The organism is Pseudarthrobacter sp. rb (genome assembly GCF_056389225.1).
In genome coordinates, this window is record NZ_JBWJAR010000043.1 from 1 (window position 1) to 4,585 (window position 4,585).

At 60.0% G+C, this 4,585-nt stretch carries 3 protein-coding genes and 1 pseudogene; 2 read left to right on the plus strand and 2 right to left on the minus strand.

Annotation, left to right across the window (positions count from 1 at the left end):
* The first annotated feature begins 263 nt into the window (after positions 1-263).
* Positions 264-1,832: an NCS2 family permease gene (locus tag ACWRN3_RS22710; protein WP_011777002.1), complete on the plus strand. Its 1,569-nt coding sequence runs from the start codon at positions 264-266 to the stop codon at positions 1,830-1,832.
* Between the two features lie 388 nt (positions 1,833-2,220).
* A complete protein-coding gene (locus ACWRN3_RS22715) occupies positions 2,221-2,796 on the plus strand; it encodes a TetR/AcrR family transcriptional regulator (RefSeq protein ID WP_011117161.1) in 576 nt (191 codons plus the stop codon).
* Here ACWRN3_RS22715 and ACWRN3_RS22720 read toward each other — a convergent pair.
* Complete coding sequence (locus tag ACWRN3_RS22720; RefSeq protein ID WP_011777000.1) at positions 2,783-4,255, minus strand: amidohydrolase; 1,473 nt, start codon at positions 4,253-4,255, stop codon at positions 2,783-2,785. The two genes, ACWRN3_RS22715 and ACWRN3_RS22720, sit on opposite strands and share 14 nt — an antisense overlap.
* Positions 4,256-4,395: 140 nt before the next feature.
* Positions 4,396-4,585 (minus strand): annotated as a pseudogene (locus tag ACWRN3_RS22725) (hypothetical protein); the annotation flags it as partial.

The following is a 4,585-nucleotide window of genomic DNA, read 5'->3' on the forward strand; positions in this document are numbered from 1 at the left end:
TGCATACTGCCTCCCAAGCTCTTGCCATTGAGCGGCAAGCGAGCGCTCAACCTTCCTTGGCCGAACGTGTTTCGAGGCCCAAAACTCGTGCCATACTTGGCCTCATGCGGTTGAATTTCCTATCCGTGAACCCTTCAGCACTGTTGTGCATGGGCCATGGCAGTTCTGACGTCTGACGTGAACACGCAACACGAATGCAAGAGCATCCTGCCGAGGCCCGGTGCACTGCGGTTGCGTCTGACGTCTGACGTGCAGCGTCTAACGTGCAACGTCTGGCGTCTGATCCTTTACAACAGGTCAGACAATCACAGTCTGAACAATGTGCACAAACCCTTGTCCTGGCACAGATCAAAGCGGAACAACAGCCGTCGGTACGCAATTTGCAGACCATTTGGACAGGTTTTCAAAACCATCCGCTGCTGCCACTGCTCCCGAGGCTGCCCTTGAACAAGTCTGCTGATACCGCCGCGCCCGACTGCACCCCTACCCCCATGCCTACCCCGATGGAGCGGGTGGACCGCTTTTTCGAACTGAGTTCCCGGGGCACTACCGTGCAGCGGGAGTTGCTGGCGGCGGTGACCACCTTTGCCACCATGTCCTACATCCTGGTGGTGCATCCACTGATCATGTCCGATGCCGGCATGGACAGAGCCCAGGTGCTCACCATCACCGCCGTGGTGGCGGGGGTTTTTTCCATTCTGATGGGGCTCATGGCCAATCTGCCCATCGCCGTGGCGCCCGGCATGGGCGCCAATGGACTGGTGGCCTACACCCTCATTCTGGGCCTTGGCGTGCCCTGGCAGGGCGCGCTGGGGCTGGTGTTCTGGAGCGGGGTGGTGTTTCTTGTCCTCACCCTCACCGGCATCCGGCGGCTGCTGCTCGATGCCTTCCCCGATGCCCTGCGCCGGGCGCTGACGGCGGGCATCGGTCTTTTCATCATGTTCATCGGCCTCAAAACGGCGGGCATTGTGGTGGCGGCCCCGGCCCCCTCCCTGGTGCAGATCGGCGTGGTCACGGCACCCACGGTGCTGCTGGCGCTGTCCGGCATCCCGATTGTCATGGGACTCATGGCCCGGCGGGTGCCCGGGGCGATCATTCTCACCATCATACTGCTCACCGCCATCGGCTTTTTTATCCCCACAGCCACAGGTTCCCTGACTCCGATGCCGAGCGCCGCCCTGGCCCAGCCGACAGGCTTTGGTGACCTGTGGCTGGCGCTCGATTTTGGCTATCTGTGGTCGCATCTCGGCATTGCCCTGCCAGCCATGCTGTCCCTGGTGTTCATGGACCTGTTCAGCTCCCTCGCGGCCATGAACGCCCTGTGCCAGCGGGCCGGTCTTGTCGATGACCAGGGCGCGATGCTGAAGCCGACCGAGGCCCTGTCGGCGGATGCCATGGCCGCCATCGGCGCCTCCCTGGCGGGCACCTCCACCGCCATCTGTTTCGGCGAATCCGCCGCCGGTATCGAAAGTGGCGGGCGCACCGGCCTTGTCGCCATTTTCGTGGGCCTGTTCTTTTTCCTGGCCCTGTATCTGAACCCGCTGATTCTTATCATTCCCGCCGAGGCCTCGGCCCCGGCACTGGTGTTCATTGGCCTCTTGATGTTCGTGGAAGTGGCGCGCATCGATTTTTCCGATGTCATCACCGGCGGCGCTGCCACCCTGACCCTGATCCTGATGGCGGTTACCTCCATCAGCGATGGCATGGCCATAGGGCTGATCGTCTACGCCATCGCCATGGTGATCACCGGCCGCGCCCGCCAGGTACACCCCATCGCCTACGGTCTTGCCGTGGTGCTCGGCGCCTACTACGTACTGCTGCCGCCGCTATGAGCCGAGGCGTTGTGACTGTGGGCCTTGGCTTTGTGACCGCAGTTACCGGATAATCCCTCGCCATCACCGGGGTTGGTCTTGCAAGGAGATTGGTCTTGCAACGGATTGGTATTGCAAGACCTCCGCCAGTGAAAACATCCCTGTCCCGTAGCAAGATCCGGTGCATCGCAACCATTGCCATGCAGATCGGGAGCTGCCTATCATCGAGAGCTAGTTATCATCGAGAGCTGGTTATCATCGAGAGCTGCGCATTATCGAGTTATCGAGAGCTCTCCATGATCAGGGCTGCCCATGCCTGGCTCGCCAGGCCGAACATTGAAACTCGAATAGTCAAGCTCGAACAGTCAAGCTCGAACATTGCGCTCTTCTGAATTATTGACGGTATGACATGACCAAAGAACCAGGCACCAGAGCTCTTGAAACCCGGAAAAGAATCATTGCTGCGGCACTTGAACTCACCCTGCGACAGGGTGAAAGCGGCATCACCATGACCGAGATCTACAAGCTGGCAAACATTTCCAGAACTTCCCTGTACCGCCACTTCAGCACTGTCGAAGAAATCCTGACCAGCATCTATTTAAAGATCAGAAGCGAATTTGAATCGGGCCTGCAAAATGCCATAGAGGCAAACCCTTCGGCGGAAAACCGGCTGGATGTGGTGACAGATTACCTGCACCACTTCTTTACCAGTGACCTTGCCCAGAAGCTCAGCGCCGCCAATACCAGCTACCTGAAAAAATTGAGCCTTATCAGTTTCGATGCCCGGGTCGACATGTACAAAAAAGTTCTGGGGCCGTATTTCGACATTGCCGAACAGCAAAAAGGCGCGCCGGTGGACCGGGATCTGGTCGCCTATTTCATCACCCACTACTATGCATCCATGGCACTCTACGGGGGTTATGGTAGACCCGAGGCAATAAACCTTTTGCTCAAGAAACTCATCACCGGCCTCAGCATGGTGTGACACCGGTGCCCCGTCGAAGGGCTGCCACCAAAGGATCGCCGTAAATCACCCGGCGAAACACCCCGTCCGCAGCCCGGGCCAGCTCCATTTCATCAAGGCCCGGAAATTCACCGTTGCGCCACACCACCTTGCCGTTGATCACGGTCATGTCCACGGGGCCGGAAAAACCCACTTTCGCGGGCAGGCTCCGTGGATCGTGGTTGGCGCCGATGTATTCGATCCGGTTCAGATCGACGGCAAAGAAATCCGCAGCCCTGCCCACGGCGAGGGCGCCGAGATCAGGCCGGTTGAGGCAATCCGCACCACCCTGGGTGGCCATGCGCAGAAAGTCATAGGGAGCTGGCACCGGATGCTGGCGCTCACTGGCCTTCAGGCACTGGAGCAGGTAGGCAAGGCGGATGCACTCGGCGAGGTTCGAGCTGTCGTTGGAGGCGTGGCCATCCACCCCAAAGCCCACCCGCACACCTGCCGCCGCCATGGCGGGAATGTCGGTGACTTCGGCACCCACCAGAAACACCGGCGCCGGGCAATGGGCAACACCGGTGCCGGTGGCGGCAAGGCGGGCGATGTCCGCTGCGGTGAATTCCCAGCCGTGGGCGAGCCACACATCCGGCCCGACAAAGCCCCGGTTTTCGCACCAGTCGAGGCTGCGCTCGCCAAAACGGGCCACCATGGCGGGGGTTTCCCCCTCCCCCAGATGGGTGTGCAGGCTCACCCCCAGGTGGCGGGCCAGACGGGCAGACTCGACGAAGGTTTCCGGGTAGGCAATCACCGGCGAGCTGGGCGCCACCACCACCCGCTGCATGGCGAAGGGCCGCGGGTCATGAAAGCGGCTCACCAGGCGTTCGCAATCGGCAAGAAAAGTATCGGTGCTCTCCCGCATGGCATCGGGAATGGTGCTGCCCTCCGCCATCGGCAGGGTGATGCAGCCGCGCCCGGCGTGAAAACGCAGCCCCAGCAGGTTAGCGGCATCAAACTGGCGGTCCACCAGAAAGGGTCCACCCCGGCGGCTGTAGTTGTACTGGTGATCAAACGCGGTGGTGCAGCCGTGCTTGATCAGCTCCGCCATGGACACCACTGTGCTGTGGTAGATGCAGTCTTCATCCACCAGGGCAAACACCGGGTAGATCTTGCGCAGCCAGGCCAGCACATCAAGCTGGGTCCAGTCGAGGGGGGCAAGATTGCGGACAAAGGCCTGAAAAAAATGGTGATGGGTGTTGATCAGCCCCGGATAGGCGGTCAGCCCCCGGCAGTTCACCACCTCAACACCCTGTTCCTGGCCAACGCCAATTGGGGCCAGAGTTCGGGGCAGATCCGGGCCAAGGCCAATAATCTCCCCGTCTCTCACCAGAATATCGACGCCATTAAGCACCGTGCCCGCGACATCCCCGGTGACCAGCTGGTGAAACCCGGTGTAAAGAGTAACGGCAGCTTTTGCAGGTGTGGCGGTGTGGCTCATGGTATCTCCCTTTTTCTGGTAAACCTGTCTGATGGCATGGTTTCACGAAACACCGGTGTTTGTCAACGTAGTTGTCGTGTAGACCGTGTTTTTATGCAGCCTCGTTCAACTGCATTTCTTGCCTCTCCGGATTGAGTGTGTTCCCGGTCTGGGCTGGAGATCGAAACCTGCCAGATCATTCCCAGACTTGGTGCCACCACTTCAACTGGCAGCTTTCTGGATCCTTTGAGATATAAAGCTTGCAGCTTGGCAAGGTACTCGATGGCAGGATGCTCGCCGGTGGCCTGCCAGGGCAGCTTTGCAATGGCGACGAGCAACGACCGCACGGGG